The organism is Allotamlana fucoidanivorans (assembly GCF_045788535.1).
Taxonomy (GTDB): domain Bacteria; phylum Bacteroidota; class Bacteroidia; order Flavobacteriales; family Flavobacteriaceae; genus Allotamlana; species Allotamlana fucoidanivorans.
In genome coordinates this window covers 2,799,189-2,821,274 of sequence record NZ_CP074074.1, presented here as the reverse complement: position 1 = coordinate 2,821,274, position 22,086 = coordinate 2,799,189, and the positions used below count along the sequence as shown (strand labels likewise).

Annotated in this window: 13 protein-coding genes; 3 read left to right on the top strand and 10 right to left on the bottom strand. The window is 35.5% G+C overall.

Going from position 1 to position 22,086, the window contains the following annotated elements:
* Window positions 1-4 precede the first annotated feature (4 nt).
* A complete protein-coding gene (locus tag KFZ70_RS12155) occupies window positions 5-3,052 on the bottom strand; it encodes a TonB-dependent receptor (RefSeq protein ID WP_139696304.1) in 3,048 nt (1,015 codons plus the stop codon).
* 607 nt (window positions 3,053-3,659) lie between these two features.
* On the opposite strand from KFZ70_RS12155, the gene KFZ70_RS12150 reads away from it, so the two are divergent.
* Both KFZ70_RS12150 and KFZ70_RS12145 read left to right on the top strand, forming a co-directional pair.
* Window positions 3,660-3,914 carry a hypothetical protein gene (locus KFZ70_RS12150; protein WP_139696305.1) on the top strand — a complete coding sequence of 85 codons (255 nt, stop codon included), beginning with the start codon at window positions 3,660-3,662 and terminating at the stop codon, window positions 3,912-3,914.
* Between the two features lie 125 nt (window positions 3,915-4,039).
* Entirely contained in the window at window positions 4,040-4,249 is a 210-nt protein-coding gene (locus KFZ70_RS12145; protein WP_139696306.1) for a hypothetical protein, read from the top strand.
* A gap of 494 nt (window positions 4,250-4,743) precedes the next feature.
* Here KFZ70_RS12145 and KFZ70_RS12140 read toward each other — a convergent pair whose 3' ends face one another.
* The 5 genes from KFZ70_RS12140 to KFZ70_RS12120 form a co-directional block, all read right to left on the bottom strand.
* Window positions 4,744-5,592: a hypothetical protein gene (locus KFZ70_RS12140; RefSeq protein WP_199240665.1), complete on the bottom strand. Its 849-nt coding sequence runs from the start codon at window positions 5,590-5,592 to the stop codon at window positions 4,744-4,746.
* A gap of 118 nt (window positions 5,593-5,710) precedes the next feature.
* Complete coding sequence (locus tag KFZ70_RS12135) at window positions 5,711-7,303, bottom strand: sulfatase (protein WP_139696307.1); 1,593 nt, start codon at window positions 7,301-7,303, stop codon at window positions 5,711-5,713.
* A 157-nt stretch (window positions 7,304-7,460) separates the two neighbouring features.
* Window positions 7,461-9,254 carry a glycoside hydrolase 43 family protein gene (locus KFZ70_RS12130; protein ID WP_139696308.1) on the bottom strand — a complete coding sequence of 598 codons (1,794 nt, stop codon included), beginning with the start codon at window positions 9,252-9,254 and terminating at the stop codon, window positions 7,461-7,463.
* A gap of 26 nt (window positions 9,255-9,280) precedes the next feature.
* On the bottom strand, window positions 9,281-10,240 hold the full coding sequence (locus KFZ70_RS12125) for a T9SS type A sorting domain-containing protein (protein ID WP_139696309.1): 960 nt from the start codon (window positions 10,238-10,240) through the stop codon (window positions 9,281-9,283).
* Window positions 10,241-10,296: 56 nt separating this feature from the next.
* Window positions 10,297-13,158: an alpha-L-rhamnosidase gene (locus KFZ70_RS12120; RefSeq protein WP_139696310.1), complete on the bottom strand. Its 2,862-nt coding sequence runs from the start codon at window positions 13,156-13,158 to the stop codon at window positions 10,297-10,299.
* A 331-nt stretch (window positions 13,159-13,489) separates the two neighbouring features.
* On the opposite strand from KFZ70_RS12120, the gene KFZ70_RS12115 reads away from it, so the two are divergent.
* Window positions 13,490-14,356: a hypothetical protein gene (locus tag KFZ70_RS12115; RefSeq protein WP_139696311.1), complete on the top strand. Its 867-nt coding sequence runs from the start codon at window positions 13,490-13,492 to the stop codon at window positions 14,354-14,356.
* Window positions 14,357-14,715: 359 nt separating this feature from the next.
* On the opposite strand, the gene rhaT is transcribed toward KFZ70_RS12115, so the two are convergent.
* The 4 genes from rhaT to KFZ70_RS12095 form a co-directional block, all read right to left on the bottom strand.
* Complete coding sequence (gene rhaT / locus KFZ70_RS12110; RefSeq protein ID WP_139696312.1) at window positions 14,716-15,768, bottom strand: L-rhamnose/proton symporter RhaT; 1,053 nt, start codon at window positions 15,766-15,768, stop codon at window positions 14,716-14,718.
* A 357-nt stretch (window positions 15,769-16,125) separates the two neighbouring features.
* Window positions 16,126-16,947, bottom strand: coding sequence for a hypothetical protein (locus KFZ70_RS12105; protein ID WP_139696313.1), 822 nt, complete (start codon window positions 16,945-16,947; stop codon window positions 16,126-16,128).
* A 104-nt stretch (window positions 16,948-17,051) separates the two neighbouring features.
* Window positions 17,052-18,440: a sulfatase gene (locus KFZ70_RS12100; protein WP_139696314.1), complete on the bottom strand. Its 1,389-nt coding sequence runs from the start codon at window positions 18,438-18,440 to the stop codon at window positions 17,052-17,054.
* Between the two features lie 108 nt (window positions 18,441-18,548).
* Entirely contained in the window at window positions 18,549-22,031 is a 3,483-nt protein-coding gene (locus KFZ70_RS12095) for a glycosyl hydrolase (protein WP_233244030.1), read from the bottom strand.
* Between the last annotated feature and the right edge of the window lie 55 nt (window positions 22,032-22,086).

Here is a 22,086-nt window from a genome sequence, read left to right as displayed (position 1 = left end):
TTTTTTAAAATGTTACATTTAGGCCAAATGTTATAGTACGCGGATTGGGGTATTGTCCACTTAAATATCCTTGTGCTATATTACCTAATCCAGTTCTCCCAAAACTACTAGCCTCAGGATCAATTAATCGCGTGCTTGAGAACAATAACAAATTGGCTCCTGACGCATATATCGTAGCGTCTTTAACTCCCTTTAAACCCCAATCATTAACAGGTACATTATAGGCCAATCTTGCTGTTTTAAGGCGTACATGAGAACCATCTTCTATATATTCTGTGTTTGGAGGTATACCACCTACAGTATCTGTTCCCGCTCTAGGAATATTTGAAGTTTCATTTACCCCTTCTTTCCAACGATCTGCTATATCACCAAATTTAGTAGCTTCTCCTCGATTAAAATAATTGTTTCGCATGAGCAAGTTAAACACCTCGTTACCAACGGTTCCCTGAAAATAAAATGATAAATCCCAATTTTTGTAAGAAAATTTGTTTTCAAAACCAAATATTAAATCTGGAGTAGGGTCACCAGCAATCACATAATCTTCGCTTGAGATGATACCATCCCCACTAATATCTTCAAACCTTGCCCCACCTACAGCTGCTGGACCTGTAAATCCTGAATTATCAATTTCTTCCTGACTTTTCCAAGTTCCTAAATATCTAGCACCGGTAAATACGGGTACAGGCTGTCCTACAATTAAACGGGTGTTATCAGATCCTAAAATCTCATCAACGGTAACATCAATAAATTCAGCTCCTCCCAAATCTAAAATTTTATTTTTATTAGATGACAAGGTTAATGTTGAGCCCCATGTAAAATTAGTATTTCTAATATTGGTAGAATTTATCAAAAGTTCCCATCCTCTATTTTCTAGTGATCCTACATTTTGTAATTGACTTGTGAAACCAGTTTGTCTGGGAATGGTAACATCAAGCAGTAAATCATTTGTCTTCTTATAGTAATAGTTTAATTCTGTAAACACTCTACCTCCAAATAATGAAGCCTCTAAAGCTAAATCAAAAGAATTAGTCGTTTCCCATTTTAGATTAGGATTTGCTGGTCGTCCGATGGTTAAACCTGACACTTCTTTTCCTCCTAAGGTGGTATTAGCCTCGGTTAATAGACCAAATGTTCTGTAAGCTTCAATGGCTTGGTTACCTGATTTACCGTAACTCGCTCTTAATTTTAAGTCTTGAAATACATTTTGGTTTTGCATAAATGACTCCTCTGTAATTTTCCATGCTCCTGCTATTGATGGATAAAACTCATATTTATTACCTGGAGCAAAACGTGAACTACCGTCAGTTCTACCTACCAAAGTCAATAAGTATCTATCCTTAAAAGCGTAATTTATTCTTCCGAAGAAAGAAGCTATTTGAAAACCGTCATAATCACTTATTACAACAGATCTGGTAGGATCAGAAAATCCTAAGTTATTAAAACCAGTTGCATCACTGGTTATACCGAAAGCTTGTGACTCAGCAATCTCGGTAGACACCTTTTGAAAAGACGCCCCTCCCAAAACCACTAAACTATGATTTTCATTAAAGTCTGTTGAATACTGAACGGTATTTTCATTATTCCATCCCGTAGATGCCACTGTTCGCACAGAGGCTTCTCCTCCATCAGAAACATTGGTTGCAAGAAGACCTGGTAACTGACTAGAATTAAATCGATTCCGTTTGGTATTATTAAATTCTGGACTAAATGTTGAACGAATTACCAAATTTTTTATCGGACTGTACTCTAAATATGCCGTTGCTAATAAGTTATTATTAAAAGTTTCATTAGTATTTAACTCAATAGCCGCCAATGGATTATTAAATGGGGCACCTATAACCTCATTAAATCCATTATAAGTTCCATCATCATTATATGCAGGTTGTGTTCTAAGTGTTCCAAAAGCACTATTAAAACCAACAACTCCGTTATCTTGATTTAGTCTAGAATAGTTAAACCTAAATCCAGCCTTTAATTTATCACTTAAAGTATAATCTAAATTAGATCTAAAAACAAATCTTTCTAACCCAGAACTTTTTATTATACCTTTTTGATTAAAATAACTAATTGAGTTATAGTAATTTATATTATCTGTTGACCCGGCAATAGAAACGTCTGCACTATAAATAGGTGCCGTGCGCATGATTAAATCGAACCAATCGTTGTCAGGATAAGTTGAAGGGTCATTTGGAAATGGTATGGCCACGCCTCTAAAGGTGGCGTCTTCGTTGGTATAATCAATTTGTTCTTCTTGTGTAAGCATGTGAGGTAATTCAGGAACGTTTTGAAAACTAGTGTAGAGGTTAACACTTACCTGAGGTTTTCCTGTCCCAGCACCCCTACCACTCTTGGTAGTTACCAAAACCACACCATTGGCGCCTCTAGAACCATAAATAGCAATAGATGAAGCATCTTTTAATATTTCAATAGATTGAATATCATTTGAGTTGATATTGTTTAGGTTAAAATTTGTTCCTACCACAATACCATCAATTACCCAAAGCGGTTCATTGCTACCCGTAATGGAGTTACCTCCTCTTACTCTAATAACCGTGCCGGCTCCAGGAGCACCACTGGTTTGTGTAACCTGAACTCCAGTTGCTCTACCCTGTAATGCTTGATCTACCCTAGAAACTGGCAAAGCTGTAATATCCTCTGAACTCACAGAGGAAACAGAACCTGTTAAATCTGACTTTCTTTGTGTTCCGTAACCAATAACAACCACTTCGTCAAGTTTATTATCAGCCACTAATATTACATTAATTTGAGTTTGACTGCCAACCTCAATTTCCTGAGTAGCATAGCCAACGTAAGAGATTACCAGAGTGTTTTCTGCTCCAGCTTCAATTTTAAATTCACCATCAAAATCGGTTGATGTTCCTTTCGTAGTCCCTTTTACAAGAACCGTTGCTCCTGGTAAGGGCTGTCCATCGGCAGACACGGTACCAGATACAGATTGTGCATTTGCTGCTGCCCCCAGAAGCAACAGTACTCCAACAATCCACAATTTCCTGAAATCAGGAAACTTTCTGTGTTTAGTTTTTAATTTCATAAGTCTTTTAGTTAATTTATTAATAGTACCGCAAAATATTTGTTAATTATTTTCAAAGTATCCTGCACTACCCGTTATGTACTGTTATGCTAACAACATGCTATAACGTTTAACCATACACCCAAGACTTCAAATAACAAAGTCAAAAATTCAAAAAAACTAAAATTTAATACCATATTCTCAGAAATACATGAAGTATGCAATTCTTTGTTTTTTCTGAAAGCTTTATTTACCCTAAAAACATTAAGCATGATAGAACAGCTCAGTTCGAAATATGAAATCCTTTACTTTTATACAATTCCCTCCTATATAATCCATATTGTTTAAAACTATGAAAACTAATAACTTAAAGCACATCGCTTCTTTATTATTTATACCTCTGTTTATTGCGTTTTATGCTTGCTCAAAATCTGAAGACTCCCCAGAAGATTTTAATAAATTGTTACTATAAACACTGGTAACGTGGTTGGTCAGTTTTACAATTTTTGGTCAACACGCACGATGGTTAACCAGACACGCTTTAACAATTCTGGCTTTATAACTAGCTTAAACGGTATAAAGTCTTACGCTAAAAGTTATAATTTAGTAAAAATGATGGGCGGTCGCGTTGATCATCTTAATCAATCTTTACAAAGAAGTTGATGCTTCCGGCATTATTATTACAGATTTTAGTGGCCTTGTAACAAGCATTAGAAACTTTATGAGCACAGGCTTTAAACTTAGAATTGTATTGAGTAAAGTGCCATGGAAAATGGTTGAAAACAAAGTAGTAAGCACCTATAGAAATACAAGCCCCCTGATGATTACAACCACAATAAGACTCGTAATAGCTCATCTAAAAGAACTTTATATCCGCAAATAGAAGGTGAGCAAATAGCAAGAGGAACAACATGAAAAGAAATGAATGGGCGGTTGATAAAACGCATAGTATCATAATGCATGAATTATATAAAGATATTAGAGCAGCTGGCGTAGGAGAAAAAACCAATGGTCGTGTTATATGGTAACCATCCATCAGACCGTTTTGAAGATAGTTGGAAAACGGTTTTAAGTTCAAATCTTTCTAAATATGAACAATTAGCTAAACTTACTAAAACGGTTACAAACACCATGGTTGAAAAGAAAAATGACAAATTTACCATTAAAGTAGATTTAGAGCCACATAGCGTGAAAATCATCGAATTAATTCCACAATAACAACCAAACACATACAATGCTTAAAACGTACTTAAAAACACTTCTAATATCCATGGGAGTAATTGGTATTGCATCTTGTAATTCTCAAAAAGAGATTAACAGTACAAGGTAGCTGAAGCTGGAGAAAGCATCATTATGGCTGGAAATACGAATGGCGACGCGCCAGAAGATTGTAGAATGTATACCGTGGTTGTAAAAAAGTTATAGGCCTCTCTCCTCACCTATTCATTTTATAAAAAAAAGCTTTACATAATTATTTTTCTAGGCTTTTTTATGGTTCAAATACAGAGTATCAACTTATAGAATCACTGAGACTTTTTTTACAAACACGTACCATGATCGTCTAAAAAAACGCTAAGGTGCAGACATATGCTTATTGACTTTAATTGAAAACTAATCCCATAAAAAAAGGTGATTTTTACATCACCTTTCTTTTAACTAAAACAACAACATTAATAATCGAAATTATTAACAACTCTATTTAAACTACTCTTCTATTTATTATCAATAAAGTCCAAAAGTATAGACTTAACTACGCTAACAGATCCGGCTTCTAATCCGTTATTTACATTTGCTCCTGTAATCCAGTACAATACCATTCCGGCATCAGAGCAATCCCATTTTCCTTTTTGGAATTTAACAACATCATCTACTTCTGCCATTTTCCCCATAGTCCAAACCAACTGTACTCGGGGATCTTTATGATTTTTAGCCCAATCCCATTCTTCTAGCTTTACTTTTAAGTTAATATTTTGATCAGGAATTCGAACTTCTTCAACACCAAAATCAAGTATGTGCTGCCATGTATAAAAGTCGCCTGCATTATCATTGGCTGGATGATGTGTTACCACTTTTACATATTTATGTTTAGCTTTTGGTGTCTTTTTTAAAGCCATTCCAATAATATCAGGTTCTCCTGCCTCAATAATCCATAACGGGTCTTCAGCAGTTGAAGCATTTATAGCCCAAGCTAAATCATTTATAGTTTCCTCTTTTTGCCATAAAGCATCATAGAAGGTTATATGATCGAAGCCCCCCCAGCGTCTGGCAGTCATATCACAAGCCACTTGCATTAAATAATGACGCTCTTTTTCGGCTTGTTTTGAAATTCTATCATCTCTAACCAAATCGCAGCTATGAGAATAGTGTACCAGTCTATCTTGTAAACCAGAAGCTCTTAATAGCGCTAGGGTTACGGCGGTTCCGCCTAAATCATCAGGATCGGGTGAGTTACCATCGGCAACCACTGCAATGCGTCCAGTTGGAGGATTTATGGTTTGTCCCAAAATAGAAATTGGAAGCAAAACCAAACAAATAAACACTACTTGTACTAATTTTTTCATATACTAAAACTGGGTTAAGTATTCTCATCAACAAGAACACACCTGATTGTAGGTATAAAAATAGACCGATTGCATTAAATAAGTGACCTGTTCTATCCTGATTTTGATGTAAATTTTATTAGTCTACCGTGAGTTTACTTTTCCACCAATTTTCATTAGGCTTGAAATCTTTAGAAAGTGTTTCAATACGTTGTGTTTCTAATGATGGTAGCTTTTTACTAACATTATTCAAATGCCATTTTTTATGAGCTTCAGCATCATATTCTGAATCCTTAACAGGATAATTTGCTCCAACCGATTGTAACCACTGCATGAGTTTTTCACTAAGTTGGTTGGCTAATTTGGTATTTGTATCAATTACATTGAGGTGGTCATGTTCTTCAGACGGCAATTTATAGAGTTCTTCATGTCCATCCTCCCAATAATGTATAAGTTTCCAACCTTCGTATTGAATAATTGAAGCAGGTTCTCCACCTTGATTTCCATAATGCGGATAATGCCAATATAATGGTCTGGTTACTTCCAATTCTTTTCCCTCTAATAACGGCTTTAAACTTAAACCATCAACATGTTGTTCTGGATTTAATGGCGCATTAGCTAAATCTAAAAGTGTGGGATAAAAATCAGTATTAACAGCAGGAAAATCAGTTTTTGCACCTCTATTTTTCAACCAAGGCACTTTTATAAAATAAGGTTCACGTATGCCTCCTTCCCATTGGTAGCCCTTACCTCCTCTTAAAGGTAAATTACTGGTAGCATAATTATCACCTGATGCTACGCCCCCATTATCTGAAGTAAACACAACAATTGTATTGTCATCAATATTATTATCTTTTAAAGCTTTTAAAACAATACCTACGGCATCATCCATTGTTTCTACCAAACCAGCATAAACAGGATTGTCCTGAACAGTTCTTATAGGCAACACACGTTCCATCACATATCCAGACTCAGCGATACCTAAACTATCAGCTTTATGTCTAAATTTTTTCCACTTTTCTTCTGTGGTTTGAATTGGTGCATGTACGGCATAAAAAGACAAAAAAGCAAAAAACGCGGTATCTTTATGTTTTGAAATAAAATCTGCCGTTTCATTAGCTAAACGCAGTGTTAAATTTTCACCTTGTTCTTTATTCGATAATTTTGGGTTATTCCAAGGCGAGAAAAAACCACCTCGAGGAGATCCTGCGTCTATGCCTCCAATATTAATATCAAATCCATGATCTTCAGGAAATGAGCCTTCACCTCCTAAATGCCATTTTCCTGCAAAAAATGTTTTGTAGCCATTAGTTTTAAAAGCTTCGGCAATGGTAATATCTTCATTAGGCAAATGCATTTTGTAGCTAGCGGGCAATAATTTATCATGGCGATTTCTTGTACGCCAATCTTCGCCTGACTTTGCTCCAATCCAATCTGTTATACCATGACGCGCGGTAAACTTCCCTGTCATAATACTTGCGCGCGACGGACTACATACTCTGCTAGCAGCGTAGCCTTGGGTGAACATCATGCCTTCATGAGCCAATTTATCTACATTTGGAGTTTCATAAAATGTGCTGCCAGTTACCCCTAAATCATGATATCCTAAATCATCTACTAAAATAAATAACACATTGGGTTTGGTCTTTTCTTTTAAAGCTTTCTCTTTATTGTGACATCCTAAAACGAACACTAAGATTAAACTGAAACTGATGCGTGTAATTTGGTTCATGGCTGTTTTTTTTATCTCAACGAAATTTAACTCTTTTTTCCTTACTGTTTATTTTTACTGCGTTAGGGATTGAACGGCATGTTTAAGCTCCTCGCAGAGAGCGAGTCGTGAAAGCCCGACCCCTTGTGGGTAACGCTCTAATTATTTAAAATTTGCATTACTGCTTTGCTGCCTTAGGCCCATCGTAATCATATGTAAACCAATCTACATCAATATAACCGGCATCTTCTTTTTCATTCCAAGAGAAGAACCCTAAACGGTCACCTGTCCATTTTCCGAAGGCAATAGTAAATGTTGGTCCGAATTTAGTAAAGGTTTTACCATTCAAACTATATTCATAAGTAGCTTGATCACTATTATTTGTTGTTCTTATGTATAAATTAGATCCTGTAAGCTCTGGACCTTTGGTTTTTTCAGCCATAGGACTCATATAAAACAAATGCTTTTTACCGTTTTGATCAACCTCAACACCTAACAAATTAAACACCCCGCCATATCTTACAAAACCAGCTAATTGATGGGGTTGCATGCCAGAAATATCAAACTTAGAAACGGCAGTACCTGTTGTAATCCCCATGATACGTTGACTTAGGGTATTGCAAGCTCTCCAAAAATCAGAATCTGAGCCATCATTGTTTGTCCACTCGTTTATGTTTGGACCGTAACCTTTTTCGTTTGGTAATATTTTGGTTGCTTTAAGGCGTAACCACCCGGGGCGCTCGGTTAAAGACCAATGCGTGTTTCTTGGATTATGGTTCCACTCCCATTGGAATCCTAATTTAGATGATGAAAAATCATCGTCTGAACTGGGGGCTGTAATTGGATAACCGTCTATAGGTTTTTTATGTTGTTTTACAGGTTCACCTATGCCATCGTTATCTTCATCTACACCTATAATTGGCCATCCATCAACCCAATTAACAGGCTCAAGACATTGAGGACGCCCTTGAAAAGGAATATCATCATTTTGGATTAACTGATGCATATACCACCATGATTTATCTGGAGCTTGCATTAATGCACCTTGGCTGGCACTGCGGTTATTAAACACCGTTCCTTTTTCTAAAACAGTTTTTACTTCATACGGGCCATAAATACTTTCTTTTGAACGAAGTACAATTTGTTTTCTATCATTTTTAGGGTTTTTAACACCTGGTTTGGTAGATTTATCTCCCATAGTCCACTGCGCTAAAAAGATATACCAGGTTCCGTCAATTTTATAAATTTTGGCCGCTTCAGCTCCCATGCCTGTATACACCAATTTACCTTCATCTAGAATTTTAGTACCATCCCAACTCATTTCATAAATTCTGTTTTCGTTACCCTCTATTTTATTATCAGAATCTTTTTGCTTTCCAGCGGTATTGATAATTACATAAGCTTTATGAGTTTCTTTATCCCAAAACACAGCAGGGTCATCTAAAACCTTAGCTTTAGGCAACATCATGATTGGTTTACTCCAAGGGCCTTTTATATCTTTTGCCGTGGTAACCATTAATCCATGTTGGTAATCTATTTGATAACAATACCATTTACCTTCATGGTAGGCTAAATCTCCAGCCCAAACACCAAACGAATAGCCATTCATACGGTCCCAGTTGTACTCTGGAGCCCATGATAAGCTGTCAAATGCATGTCCAACATTGGTCCAGTTTACCATATCTTTTGACTCTAAAATGGGCATACCAGGAGACATATGTTGTTTGGACGTTATCATGTAATAGGTATCGCCTACTTGCTCAATATCAGAGTCTGGATAATCGGCATTTAAAATAGGATTGATATAGGTGCCGTCACCTTGATCACCAAAACTGCCAGTTTTAGGAGGCTGATTGACCGTTGATTTGACTTCAGCCACATCTATTTGTTCTGTTTTAGATTTACATGCCAAAACTGTGCAAGCCAAAACAGCTACTAAAGTTTTAAAATCAATTAGATTTGATATTTTCATTTAAATTGTATTTAAGGCGTTTTGATTTATAACTTTATGATTTTTTTTGAAAAACCTGATGTATTGTTTTTTAATGAAACGAAATAGATACCACTTGCTAAATCACTTAGATCAATAGTTGCATTGGTTTTAGTCATTTTTAAAGTACGAATTACAATACCGTGAATGTTTGTTACAATAAGATCATCATCTAGACATAGGTTTGCAACAGTTACAATACCGGTTGTAGGATTAGGATACAAACTTAAGGGCTTTACTTGTTTTTGATTATCAACAGATAAAACTCCGCTGTAACATAAAGACTCATTATTAGCAAGATTAAAGGCCACACTATCAGAAATAGCATTTAGCCTTAAAACCATTCTATCTAAAAGGCAATAAGAGGATCTAGCATCTAAGGTGATTTTGTAAATCCCTGGATTATTAAAGGTTACAAAAACACGATGAGAATCGCCATCATTGGTATTTGCTACAAACCTCCAATCTAAAGTATTTCCAAAAATTTTGAAAAAACCCAATGTGGATGAGCCCACAGGACAATCATTATTTGGGTCAGTTTGACAAGCTGGTTTAGGTATTACTCTATGACCTGTTTTTAGACCATAATAATCATCAGCGTCAATTTTTAACCAAGCGTCATTATGCTCACCCTTAGATGTGCCTTTATTGATTTTCATATGCCATGCAAACCTGTAAGTTCCAGGGGTATTAATTTTTATATTATATACTATAAACGCATTAGATAGACTAGAAAAAGACTCAGGGCCATCCCAATAAATGTAACCATCACCAGTATAACCGGAAACACTGTTATCTACTTTCCAATTTGGATGATTTATAACACCCGATTCCATTTCTATAGTCAAAATTCCGTTTTGTTCTTCAAAAGGCAACAGACCATCACAAGGCGCTGTTTGCGCGACTAAAGACATCGATTTGATGAGTATAAAAATTAGAACATTAGCAACTCTTTTTATGTTTTTCATTAATAATGCATTAGATACTTGACGTTCCTTTTTAAATCAAAAGTTAGTGTTAAATATTAGTCTTTAGTATATGTAATTTCATATGAACCTGAGCCGAGAATGATGTTAGTATTTTCTTCTACTTCGTATTCAAACGAATTTTTAAATACATTAAAATTCAAACCATTAATTTTAATAGTTTGAAACTCATTCTGACTTAAAACCAATGTAGCTTTTGTATTAAACGGCACAACCAAATTCATGGTTAACAAACCATCTTTTAAACTCCACGAATTTTTAACAGCACCATAAGATGTTGGAACAGAAATATCTGTATTTGTAACAGCGCTAGGAAACTCAGGATTAACAGTAAACACCTTGTAACCAGTTTGGTTTCTTGAAGATTTTACACCTCCTAAAGACTCAAAAAAGTAAGCCGCAAAACCACTATGCATAGGATGATTTAATGAATTGGTTGGACCTTCCATTTTCTCCCATTCAAACTGACGCTCAGGCCACGTGGTAAATCCAGAATTCATCACATACGTTTGACTAGGAAACTCGGGTGTGGTTAAGATAGCATAAGCTAAATCGGCCTTACCATATTTTGATAATACCGTATAAATGTAACGATTACCATGAATTCCTGTTGAGTGATGCCCTCCCTTAACTTTTACAATATCATGCTCTAGGCCATTCACAACATTTTCAATTTCTGTTTCAGGCACAATACCAAATTGTAACGCCTGAACAGTAGCGGTTTGACTTTGATACCATTTGTGCTTGGTATTAGGAATGTCTACCAAAAACGCTTTATTAAAAGCTGTTTTTAAAGCCTCTTTTTCTGCTTTCATCTTTGCTTCATATTCCGCGTCTGCATTCATTTTTGCAAACGTTTCCATAATGCCTAGCACATCATAGAAATAGGCATTTGCTGAAATGATAGGATCACATTCCATGGCACTTGGGTTTAACCTTCTGTCCCAACGTGGTGGACACCAATCACCCATACCGTCTTGCATAATGCCATTTTCGCCTTTATAGTTCAGATAAAAATCCGTTAAACCTTTCATCTCGTTATAATACTCTTTTACAATAGCATCATCTCCATAATACCAGTAATTATACCAAGGTAAATACATGGTAGCCACACCCCAATCAATTTTTGCATAAGTAGAGGTTCGTTTTCCTGGCGCAACCATGGTAGGTACTTGAAATTTAATTTCAGGGTTATTATGTCCTTTTGTTGGTCGCATTTGAGTACGAATATCTTCCATGTATTTTTTATAAAAATCATACATATCATAATTATACAAGGCATACTCACAAAAGGCATGTGCATCACCCAACCAGCCACATTTTTCACGATGCGGACAATCTTCAGGAATACCATGTACATTGTCTTCAATAGTCCATTTACTGATGCTGTGCATTTTATTTAAAAGCTCACTTGAAGACTTAAAACTTCCCGTTTCTTGAATATCTGTAGCTACTAAAACAGCCTTAATCATATTAGCATCTGGCTTTTTGGTAATACCTTTTATTTTGGCATATCTAAATCCGTGATAACTAAATTTTGGTTCCCAAGATTCAATAGCATCACCTTTGCATATGTATTTATAAATTTGAGCCATACCATTGGCACCACCACCTGTTGAACCTTGAAAAATATCTTTTCCGTTGGTTAATAAAGCTTCAGTTGTTATGATTTCAATCAACTGGTTTTTCTTTTCTTGTACATTGATTTTTACCCAACCCGCAATATTTTGTCCAAAATCTACAATCCATTCGCCGTCTGCCGCTTTAAAAACATTTGTAGGTTCAAATTCCTTTAATTTTTTTATTGCAGGAATTTGTTGCGCACTTACTTTTGCTATTTTTGGCGTTGCTATTTTCACATTGCCCCATGCTGCTGCATCATATCCTGATTCAGTCCAATTACCTAATTCATAACTGGCATCATAAGTATCACCTCCATAAATATTATTAAATACAATTGGCCCTGTAGCTTCTTTCCAGTTTTCGTCTGTATAAAAATCTTCAGAAGACCCATCGGTATAATTTAGTTTAACCAAACAACGTACTGTTGGAGGACCGTAAGACACGCCTTTTTTATTCGACTCTGGATCTCGGCTCCAAGATATATTTTGACCGTAAAAACCATTTCCTAATATAATTCCGAAGGCATTTTTACCTGTTTGGAGCTGCTCTGTAATATCATAATTCACATAATACGCTTGTTTATCATAATTTGAAGGCGCAGGATCTAAAACATGATCACCTACTTTTTTACCGTTTATATACATTTCGTAATAGCCTAAACCACAGATATAAGCTTGCGCATTTTTCAGAGTTTTATCAATAGCTATTTCATTTCTAAAATAACTAGCTGCGAAACCATCAACGGGCGTTGGTTTTTTCATTTTTCCGGTTTGGTAGTTTCTATAGCGGTGTGGTGATGTTCTTGTATCCTTATTCAAGGTAATCCATTTTGCATCACCCCAGTTTTCCTTGTCCATCAACCCCATTTGAAATGTTTGGGTATTAGACCAGGTAGAGGCATTACCACTTTCATCCCAAATTTTAACCTTCCAGAAATAGGCTGTCATGGCTTTTAAAGGCTTCCCTTTATACCGTACAAATGCAGTTTGGTCACTTTTTACATTATTTGAATTCCAGATATCAGCATCATTTTCATTTAACTTTTCTTCTAAGGACGCTACCAAGATTTGATATGCAGATTGCGATTTATTGAACCCATCCGCATTAACTACCCAAGAAAACGTGGGTTGCTCGCTTTCAATTGTTGATGGGTTTTGCTTGTTATCAACCAATAGGGTTTCAAAATTAATTTGACTTCTTGAAGTGGAAACTTGCATACAAGAAATACAAAACACTGCAAAACATGCTATTACAAATAAGAGTTGGTGTTTTTTCATTTTTAAAGTTAGAGTTAGCGTCTTATCGCTGTTAAATTTAGTGGTTGAAGGTACCTGAATAGTTCAAAAAACTTATCCTGTACTATCATGCACTTTGCAAATTTTGTATTACTTCAATTATTTCAGAAATTATTCATTTTTCCATACTTCAGACAAAGTCTTTCTAGTATGCTCACAAAGCTATAATACAGGTTAATAACTCTTAAAATCATCCTGTACTCTGATACCTTAACAGCCAAAAAACAAGATAGAACAGGATACTCCTAATTGGTTTCGTAAGTATCTTGAAACCCTATATTTAATAGCACTAAGCAATCATAAGAATTTTATAATGAAAAACAAACTTCAATTAATAGGTAAAAATGGACTCATTTTATTTTTAACCTTATTAATGTCATGTTCTAATAATTCTGAAAGCCAATCAGAAAAAGAAAAAACGATAATAGAAGAATCAAAGGACGACAACTCAAATACTACTGCTAACCAGGTTTGTGATGAGGTTTCAGATTTTCCGAACTTAGGGCCTTCAGCGTCACAATCACAATCTTGTAAGGATGTTTCAACCCCCAACAATCAAGGTACATTAGATTGTAGAACAGATAATACTGTAGGGGGTTATGAAAATTTAGCTAACGGCTGGGGTAGCTATAAGATTACTGGTGGCGAAATACGATATGATGGCACTAGAACTAGAGTAGAACGATTTTTTAAAACTATTTCGCACGGAACGAATAAAAACACTAATCTAACCGGTACACTTAAAATTGTAGATTTAAGTGATGGAAATACCTGCATTATCCAGTCCCATGCAGATGGTGATATTTTAAAAGGAGAAGAAGCCGGAAGTACAAATAGAAGTGCACAATTTTTACTTTACGCCAAGAAATCTAGTGATAAAATACAATTAGAAACTCATGTAACCATTAATCCATATACCACAGACACAGGCGGCGAAAGGGACGTAAAAAACTTAAAAACAATAAATTACAATCAAGAATACGCTTTTGCTTATGAAACAGGCTACGATGTTAATGGTACTGCATTTTCAAAAATAACAGTTGGTGATACTGAAACCTATATTACACATAACCATACTACAGAACGAGTTTACACGAGATATGGGGCTTACGGCACAAGTGATACTGGAGATGTAACTGCACATATTGAATTTAAAGACGTTAATTTATGTAGGGAATGATCTATTTGAATTTGGTTATATATTTCATTTTTGACTAAGGCCGTTGTAAAACAGTTCATTTTTATATTTTTTATTAAAATAATCTTAATAGTCTAAGGCTACAATTTAACAAAGAACATTGTTTTAGTGATGATTATTTATAGAACATGCTCAAATCATTATTTTTGAGCAAACACTGATATGCATTTTCGAAAATAGGTTTCTTTTTTATAGAAAGATAAAACCTCTCTAAAATTTTAACAACCTATTTGAAGTTTTTAAAAAACAAAAACATGATATAAAATAAATCATTTCTAACTTATTTCATATCATGTTTAAATTGTCTTGATAAATCAAATCAGTTATAAAGCACGTTGTTCTTAAATAGAATTACCAATACCAACAAGGACTACAGACATAAGAATTACAACAATACCAGCTGTTATGGTATATTTCGTTTTTTTCGCAACGCCCTTCCATTCTTTCCTATATATTCCCCAAAAGTTTGCGGTCAAAATAATGGTAGACATATGTAAAATCCAAGAACTTGCTCCGCTCCCCAACTTACTCTCACCCATACCATAGAAAAAGAATTGTAAAAACCATATAGTTCCTGCTAAAGCAGCGAACATGATGTTTTTTGATATTGGTGTGTTCTTATTTGTGAAATCCTTATAAGATTTATTTTGAATACTTAAAACAGTTGTCCAAATTAAATTGGTCACTAAACCACCCCAAAGAATAACCACAAAGGTTACATTATTAGCAAACAAATGGTCGTAACCTGCTTCTACTGCAGCTTCGGCCAGAGGCTTTCCTGATTCAATACCAAAACTAAAAAATGAACTTAAAATACCTGAGAGAATAGCAACAATTAATCCTTTTACTAAGTTAAACTCTGAAACAGATTTCTTTTTTTCTTCATCAGAAAGTTCTTTTTCTTTCATAATTCCAGCTTTTCCGCAAAGCCAAATACCCAAAAGACAAACCAAAACACCCAACAAAACTACTTGTCCACCTGTTGCTCCCAACATATCTGTAAAAGACACTTTCCCTTCAGCTGGACTAAAATTATAATATATCGAAGGCACAACAGCTCCAAAAGCTGCACAAAAACCGAGAACAACCGAATTACCTAAAGACATTCCTAAATAGCGAACCCCAAGCCCATAGGATAAACCTCCTACACCCCAAAGTAACCCCATTAAAAAGGTAAAACCTACAATGGTACTGGAGCCAGAAGCTATTATATCCAAAAATCCTGGAACAGTTAAATAAGCGGCCAATGGCGGAACAATTAGCCATGACATTAAACCACCAACCATCCAATAGCTTTCCCATGCCCATCCTTTCACTTTGTTAAATGGCATATAAAAACTACCTGACGCAATTCCTCCTAAGGAATGAAATAAAACACCTAATATTGCTTGCATATTTTCTCTTTTTAAATAATATTAAGGTCTAAAAGTAAAGTCTCAAAACCTTTAAACCATCCTGCTCTATCATGACAACAAAACAAACTTATAAAATCTAGTTTCAACAAATCCTACCGCCCTAAAACTGAAAAATTTCCTTGATATATCAACTTCATTGACCATATATCCTTTACCACTTGTACATCAATTCAACGCCCTTTGATTACTTATATGCTTTTTTGAAATCTTCATTTTCAAGCAATCAACTAAAATAGGCTAGCGATGAATAGTTTATACAGCGTGACCATACGTTTACTAATTAACCCCATATTAATACTATCGCTATAAAACCCCTGAATGTAATATTATACAAGCTTAATTCCATGAGGTAGTTTCACCCAATACTGTAATTGTTTGGTTGGTATAATTAATTTTGAAACCCGTAATTTCATCTATTGCCAGATCAACAACACCAGATTTAGTAGTTCTTGGCTTTAAAACGTAATGTAATGGTGGCTCAAAAGCTACAAGATAACGGGTGCCATCTGAAGTGATACCCCACTGAATTCCTTCCAACAGATACTCATCATCCCATATATTTGAGGCAGTTTCAGAACCAGCAATCCACGTTCTATTAGACTCTTCATCAAAAGTTATATTTATTCCATTGTTAGATGTTACATTACCGTTTTCAACAGTCACGCCAAAAACGACATCACCGTCTTCGTTTTCACCCCAATTTTCAACCACTTGTGTGCCTTGAACTTTAAATATATCGTGATAAAAATTATTAAATGTAGTGGTGTGAAAGCTACCCAACTGTCCAAACCATCCTGATGAAATAATGGTAATAATACCTCTACGTACAATGCCATCTTCACAAAGTGTCCCTCTGCCAAAATCAACTGTTATGGTTTTTGGAAAGGTTTCTAAATCAAAAGGCTCTATTATTAGTTCAGGTCCATTCTCAGATCCAATTTGCTCACCTTTTAATTCACTTTCAGCCTTTAAAATAGCATCGCCAACATTATTAACTACATCTTGAAAAATCCCATTGACTAAAACATACTCATTGAGTTTTTCTGTATAAAATAAAATAGCCCGATCCTTACTGGAGTCACTGTTTTCATCAGGCAGGTCATTTCTTTGACATGACGTAATCAAAAAAATAAATATTAAAGCACTAATCTTTCTCATAATTTTACAATTTCATTTAATAGATGTGCACAACGTACTAAAAAAAAAGCATGAATTGCTAGTTATTTAGATCTGTAAATTGAAAACGTTGTGTTTAAGTTTTTTTAATCTCTAAATTCAGGGTTTAATGTTGAAGGTATTGGAGCTTTCGTTTCCTGCCACCAGTTTTTGAGTAATCTCAATAATTCATCTTTTTTCTCTAGATGTGTTGCTACAAGATTATTTCGCTCTTCAATATCTTCAGATAAATTATATAATTCTACGCCCTCATCTTCAAAATAGTAATGCAATTTCCATTCTCCTTTTCTTATGACAGACCCAGGTCGCGTTCTAAACAAGGAATCCCGATTTTCGTTATCATTAACATTATATGCCTGTAAGTAAACCGGGAAATGCCAAAATAAAGCACGTTCAAATACCTGTACTTCTTCTTCTAAAACAGGTGCTAAACTATGTCCATCTAGATGAAGCGTACTAGCATCAACTCCCGCATACTGCAATACCGTTGGAAAAATATCAAGATTCGTTATAGGAACATCACTTTTAGTATTTGCTTTAATCTTACCATTTAACACAAAGAAAAAGGGCTCTCGAATTCCACCTTCATAATAACTTCCTTTTCCTGCTCGTAATGGTTTTTGTTTGGTTATACCGTACAAACCACCATTATCTGATGTAAAAATTATAAGCGTATTATCCAAAAACGCTCTTTCTTTCAATTTATTGATAAGTAACCCAATATTTCTATCCAAATTATCTACCATTGAAGCATACTCAGGGTTCGCTTGACCTTTCCATGGTGATTTTTTTTCATATATAGGTATAATACTATCTATGCCCATTATTGGGACATGTACAGCATATGGTGAATAATTGAGAAAGAACGGTTTTTGCACGGTATCCAAAAACTTTATGGCTTTTTCCATAATAGCATCTGTTAAATACTTATCTGAACCGCCTTCAATAGTTACATTTTTATACGGTGGATAATAACTTTTGGGTAATCCTGCATGGTTTCCACCAATGTTAACATCAAAACCATACGCTAAAGGATTATCACTTAAATGCCACTTCCCTGCATGACAAGTTACATACCCGTTATCCTTTAAAACCTCTGGAAGAATATCATGTTCTGGCGAAAGCGTATGTGTGTTTTTAATAGGAATAAGTTTTCTGTCTTCAGATCTTCCTCTTGCCGATGGGCTAACCGTAAAAACACCATGGCGCGGTGACCATTGTCCTGTCATTAAGCCAGCCCTACTCGGGGCGCAATTGGATGCAGCTGCATAACCATTTGTAAATACCATCCCTAAACTAGACAGATAATCTATATTGGGAGTTTCATAATATTCACTGCCCATAAAACCAACATCTTTCCACCCTAAATCATCAACATTTATAATGATAATATTTGGAGACTCTTGACTGCATGAACTTTGAAAAATAAGGCTTAAGAGCATTAGTCCAAACCTAAATACTACTTTATTCATCATTTTAATTCAAACTTAAGGTCAAACTTAATACTAAAAATCTGTTGCCCCGTCCTGCTCCATCATGCTAACGTGTTATCTTTCAAAAATTCTTCCTACTTCATGCCAATATTATTGCAATTCCTTGATTCTAGAAACCACTATTTTCACCGGTCCTAACAATCCTGAAGGTAGCAATTCTGAATCCTTATGCCAATGTTTAAAAGCGGCCAGTGTTTGACGCTCGGTTGGGCGCTCAGTATTATTTAAAAGCCACTCTGGCCATTGTTTTATATGCGGCCCTTTACGTTCATAATCTAGCGATAATTGCTCATCACCAATTAATCTATTGGGCCAAAGGTTTGTAATTTTCACCTCTAGTGTATTGGAGCCTTTTACAATGGCATCGTCAATATTTAATATGTATGGGGCTTTCCATAATATTCCTAGTTTTTTCCCATTTAGAATCACTTCAGCAATTTCCTTAACATTACTTAAATCTAATTCTAAAGAATAATATGATTTAATGAGTTTTTCAGGGATTTGAAACTCCTTTTTATAGCTAGCTGTACCCGAAAAAAAACGAATATCTTCTTCTGATGCATCTGACCATGACGTTAAATAATTGAAGGTTTTTATTAAAGCGGGTTTATCTTTTAGAGGAAAACTTACATTCCAGCTCCCTGTTAATTCAATAGGTTCTGGCACAGATTTAACTTTTAATGTTTTGGTCTTTCCGTTTGAAGATTCATAAGTCATTTCACCAGCAAAAGGCGTAACTAAATTCACTTTATCATCTTTAAACACTAATTTTGGTTCTGATGTTGTATGGGTCAATTTCAATGTACCTCCATCAAAAACAGTAACCATTTTATCTTCATCATTAGTTATGTAAGTTACACGTAAGGCTTTTTTTGTTTTGATCTCTTTTCCTTCAAAAAAACTGTCCTTTACCGGTATTTCATATAATCCTGAAGCTACCATTGACTTTACTTCTTCAGTGACATCAAAAACAGGTTGGTTTGGAGGGATGCCATCAACACTCCCTGCAAACTTTCCAAAAACAGCTTTCAATATTTTTAGTTTGCCGCTGGCAGGAGCATCAATTTCTAGCCATTCTTTTTCCATGGCATTTTTTTCGAATACCGCTTCTCCAATTTTATATTGAATGCGTAATTCTTTTTTATAGCCAGGAGCAGGATCACCTTTAGAAAGTTCTCTTGTAGCTTGTATATGTAATCCATTATTTTGAATCCTGTTTACAACTACCTCCGTGACATCAACCAAACCATCAGGTAAAAATGTGCCGTATTCTGCTTTGCTAATTTTCAAGTTTGAAAGGGGTATTACCGCCGGGTTTTTCAACTTCATCTCAGCATATACAATGTGTTCACCTTCATGTATCGGATTCCTAAAAACCACAAATACAGAACCTTCTGGCTCGAACAGAATGGACACTGTTGTGGTAGCATCATCATTTTCCTGCCATATTGTAGCCTTAGTTATTTCACCGGTTTCGGCATTCCAAAGCTCTGGCTGTTTTCCTGATACTCGAAAACGACAAGCTAATTCTCGACTTTCTTTTTTAGAATTTACCACAAAATAAATGTCGGTATCTTCTGTTTTTCTGTGAATAAAATCTATGGATTCCTGACTTTCTTCTTCAATAAAAAAATCGGGAGGTAATGCTCCATTCTTTAACACATCTACAATTGAATGCACTTTTACGGGTCCTGTATCCCATAATATATCGGCCATTTGCTCGACACTTTCATCAAATTCAGAATACTTTTTAAGACTTGGAGATTTGTTAGGTTTTGAGCCAATAACTAAAGCGCCTTTTACCGCCAGTTCTTCAATTTTAGCAAGCGTTTCTGGTGTCATCCATTCGTTTGAAGGTAACACCAAAGCTTGATATTTTTCACCAACCGATGTGCATACTAAACCTTCCTTTACCGTTAATGCCTTTATCTTGTTAGAGCCAATCACATCATAATCATATCCCAATGCTTTTATTTCTGGCATTAATAAGGCGTCATTGGGAGATGCTTCTCCTGTAAACACCAATACATCGGCTACAGAGGTGCCTTGTTGTAATAAAAACTGACCTCTACTGATATAATCCACAAAGGGCTTACTTTGATTCCACCAGGTATTTAAACGGTTAAAGTCAGTTCCAAAAACCTGTAAAGTCAACCCAGGACCAACATCCCAAGGTTGATGGACATAACAATGAAAAACAAAACGATTAGTCCCTTGAGCCCATGCTAAATCGCCCATGGCTTTAAGCGTACTTGGATGCTGATCCCAACCTCCCATTCCTGTAAAAGACTCTGCCTCAGCAATCGGATTTCCATTTAATTTTGCAATAGAAGCAACAAATTTAGGCGAGTCAAAAAAGGCAAGGCTTCCGCTCCAAAACTCAGACATAACCATATCTGCCTTTTCTCCAACTTGCATATTATCAAAGGGTCCCCAATAAGGCTCAATAGAAAGCAACATGTTGTTTTTATGACTGAGTTCAGCAAAGCGTCCGTAATAATTTTCGGCTATCAAATCTCCTATAGTACGACGGAAATCCCAGAGAAACCGCTCGGTTTCTTCTCCACTCTCAACGTAATAACCAGCCAAAGCGGGCAAATATGAGCGACAATCATATGAACGAAGTGTTTTGAATGCTTCAGCGAAATTGGAAGTCCAGTTTGTAGTTCCAACTTCATAACTATCAATATGACACCTTTTAACTGTGGTACCAACTAGCGTGTCTAACTTTTTTAGTATGGGCTTAATGCTACCATTCCAAAATACATCAACCGCTTGTTTACTCATTTTATCACATTCTAAACCACGACCACCATCACTGGGAAAACGATTCATTTCACCTGTTGGCGTATGTCCAATTCTTAGAATAACCCACTCTCCTGCGGGCGCCTTCCATTCTAAAAAACCATCACTTTTTAACTTAGAGGTTAAGTCAAAAATATCTTGTTTATGAACTACGGCTAAATCAGAAATAAGTTTATCATCTGGGTCTAAATGACTACGTACTTTATGAGAAAGGGTTTTTATTTCTAATTCATCTATACGTACATCGGTCTTGGGTTTTGGAAAAGCGAGAACAGCAATATCCTTGTAGAATCCCAATTTGGTTTCAGGTTGTTCTAACTTACCATTAAATATTTTGGCTCCCTGATGTATCGTTTCACTATAGACCAGTTCTTGCATAGCATATTCTGGAGTAATAGAAGGTCCTCCTGATGATGACCAACCAGCCCCATTATGAAAACCCAGGTCAAGCCCTAAACGTTGAGCTTCCAATCCGGCATACTTAAAAAGTTCTAACCACTCCTGACTTAAATAAGGTGCCACACCTACAGGATTCCCCAAACTCACATTAAAAATTATTGCCCCTTGAATGCCTACCTTTTTCATGGCTTCCAAATCGGCTGTTATACCCGTTTTCGTTACATTTCCATTAATCCAAAACCAAATAGTCTGTGGCTTAGCTTCTGACGGAGGATTTTTAAAGTTCTGTTCTAAAGAAACATCTTGAGCTTGTAGACCTGAAACAAACAAGCTAAGCAACAACGTCACAAAAATGGTCTTTCTTATCATACTTCTAGTCATGTTATTGAACCGTCCATTACTAATCATATTGTGTAATTATTTA